Annotated in this window: 1 protein-coding gene; it reads left to right on the forward strand. The window is 54.3% G+C overall.

What is annotated here, in order from left to right:
- Positions 1–2,664, forward strand: a 2,664-nt coding sequence (locus tag IJN28_03190) for a tape measure protein (protein MBQ6712778.1), incomplete at both ends; no start/stop codon positions are given.

Raw genomic sequence — 2,664 nt, forward strand, 5'->3', positions numbered from 1 at the left:
GCTTATAACAGACGGCAGTGCCAATGCCAATAAAAAGTTTGACGGCTTCAGTCCGATTTCACTCGAAGCAAAAGATTATTATCTTATTTTCCATATCAGGAATACAACCGATTCTGTAAGCGGTGACGGTGAGCGGATCCAGCAGTATTTTAAGCAGCTGAACGATTCCGCCAAAACGCCTGTATCGGGCATGCGGGCTCTCGGTAAGGAATCGGACGGACTGAAGAGTAAGCTCGCACAGGCACGTGAGAGCATATTGAGCGTCAATACGGCTCTCAAGGGCGTGATGGCGGCAACGGCGATCGGCTCTATCGCGGCTGTCGGTACGGCGATTTTCAATACAGGATTGTCTGCTGTTAAGGCTTCGTCACAGATGAAGCAGTACGAAGTCGCGTTTTCGACGATGCTGAAGAGTCAGGAGAAGGGCAGAGCGATGCTTGCCGACTTGCAGAATTTCGCGGTAGAGACGCCATTCGATGTGCAAGGCGTGGTCAGCACGTCGCAGAAGCTGATGGCGTTCGGCGTAGAGGCGGATAAGGTCGTCGATACGATGCGTATTCTTGGTGATGCAACAGCGGCTTTCGGCGGCAATACGGAGCTTCTCGACCGTATGGGATATGCGCTCGGCCAGATGCGTGTCAGCGGCCGATTGAATGCACAGGATATGAATCAGCTTGCCAATGCGGGCATTCCTGCGTGGGAGATGCTTGCTGAGGCGGCAGGGAAAAGCGTAGCTGAGGTACGGAAGGCCTCCGAACAGGGGCTGATCGACGGACAGATGGCAGCAGACGTTATCATGGCAGGGATGCAGGATCGGTATTCGGGCGCAATGGAAGCGATGTCGCAGGAAGTGGGCGGTCTGTGGTCGAGTATCGTCGAGTCAGGGCAGATCGCACTTGCAACGGTCGGCGATTATCTCGTTGATACGTTCGACATCAAGGGTATTTTGAATGAAGTGTCGGAAGTGGTCGGCGGTGTCAGTAAGGCGCTCATGGAGGCAAGAGAGCAGGGCAAGAGCTTCAGCGAGGCGATCAGAGAGGCTGTGCCTGCGCCTGTTATCATAGCGGTGGGTGCGTTGGCGGCGGTCATTGCAGGTGGTCTTGTTGCTGCATGTGTGGCAGGTGTGGCCGCGTTGGCGGGACTTGTTGCGCCTGTGGCTCCTTTTGTGGCAGGTATGGCGGCAGTCGGTGCGGCGATCGCGGCACTGTATGCGTATTGGGACGATCTGTCGGCAGTGGCTTCCGATGCATGGCAGGCGATCGAGGAGGCGACGGCTGAGGCGGTCGCGATGCTCGCCGAGATGCTTGTAGCGATGGCGGCGGGCGGTATTGCAACGGTGCTGAAGTTGGGCGAAGGCATCATCAGTATTATCGGTGGTGCTCTTGATGAGGCGGGAGGCTATTGCCCGGACTTCTTGAAGACTTTCCAGACGATGCTGTCGGATGCGTTTGATGCTGTCTGCTCATGGGCAGACAACTGTATTGCAGAGATCAAGCGTGTACTCGCGGCCCAGGATGAGGTAAAAGCAGCTGTGGCGACTACACCTGCAGGCAATTCTTCAGGCGATGACGAGAAGGAAAAGAAAAGCGGTTCTAACTGGTTCTCCGATGTGACAGAGCGATTCAGAAGCAGCTTCGGACGTACGGGCGGCAGTACGAAAAGATCGGGCGGCAGTCGAAAGAGTACTGATGATGATATGAAGCGCAAGGAGCAGGAGGTTAATCGTATCACTGAAGCACTTGGCAGGGCACAGGAGGCAACGCGTCAGCTGACGGAGAGCTTTGATGATCTGAAGGTCGACATCAATTTTGCAGGTATGAGCGGCTCGGATGCTGTCTACGAGGAGATCGAGCGCGAACGTAATCAACGTATCAAGGCAATAGATGATGTATTGGCGAAGCAGAAGCAGGCTATTACGGATGCCGAAAAGCTTCGGGATAGTGCAACGAAAACAGGGAATGCGAAAAAGCTTCAGCTGGATACACAGCTCAATGCGGCACGTGCAGAGATGGATGCGGCACTCAATGCGGCGACGCATGAGGAGTTTCTCGCGTATTTGGAGAGCGAAAAGCTTGCTAAGTATGAGGCTTTAATGGAAGAACAGGAGCTGCGGCAGCAGCTGTTAGAATGGCGTTTGTCGCAGGGAGATATTGCAGAACAGATGACAGATCTCTGGATCGATTACGGCCGCAATGTTGCTTCGTCTATCGGCCAGGCTGTCGGCAGTATCGTCGATGGATCTAAATCGGTTGGGCAGGCGATGAGAGAGGTGCTTAACAGCATCATCAATAACATTGTAACGACTGCTGCCGAATTTGCGGCAGTATGTGCAATGCTGAGTATGTACGGCGTCAATCCGCCGGGGCCGATCGCTGCCAAAATGATGTTCGGTATCGGTGTAACGCATCAGTATGAAGCAGGGTCGAAAGGTGCAAAGCTGGCAGGACAGAAATTTGCAAGTGGCGGTATTATCTACGGTCCGGGCACGTCTACGAGCGACAGTATTCCTGCGATGTTGTCGAACGGGGAGTATGTCGTTCGTGCGGCCGCAGTTCGTAAGATCGGTCTGCCAACACTCAATGCGATCAATGCAGGCAGAGGCTTTGCAGATGGTGGTATCGTGAGCGCATCTGCATTTGTCGGTAAGTCGCAGGCGCCTGCGAA

The sequence above is a fragment of the Selenomonadales bacterium genome (assembly GCA_017442105.1).
Taxonomy (GTDB): Bacteria; Bacillota; Negativicutes; order RGIG982; family RGIG982; genus RGIG982.